The organism is Oceanospirillum sediminis, assembly GCF_014164585.1.
GTDB classification, from domain to species: Bacteria; Pseudomonadota; Gammaproteobacteria; order Pseudomonadales; family Halomonadaceae; genus Oceanospirillum; species Oceanospirillum sediminis.
In genome coordinates, this window is sequence record NZ_JACJFM010000368.1 from 1 (window position 1) to 305 (window position 305).

Below are 305 nucleotides of genomic sequence, written 5' to 3' on the forward strand. Positions count from 1 at the left end.
TAGGTTCAGCATCAGCTGGATTATTGCAATAGTCTTTAAGAGAGCGCTTGCCATACCCTACTTTTCCTGTCGTTACGTCAGTTGAACCTCTCACCCATCTTATTCTGTCATTGCCAAGAAATTCAATTTTGTACGGCTCCTGCATTAGAGCATTATGCACTGCTGAGTTAATCTCAAAATCACTCATATCTTCATAATTTTTCATATCACCTTATCCTCATCAAAAATCACACCAATCACACGAAGCAAATCTTTCGCCATTCGCTCCGCTTCTTCGTAGTCGTAACCTGCATCAACATACAGAT

At 40.3% G+C, this 305-nt stretch carries 1 protein-coding gene; it reads right to left on the reverse strand.

Going from position 1 to position 305, the window contains the following annotated elements:
* Positions 1–205, reverse strand: a 205-nt coding sequence (locus tag H4O21_RS25270) for a hypothetical protein (protein ID WP_220495929.1), incomplete at its 3' end; no start/stop codon positions are given.
* Positions 206–305 lie beyond the last annotated feature (100 nt).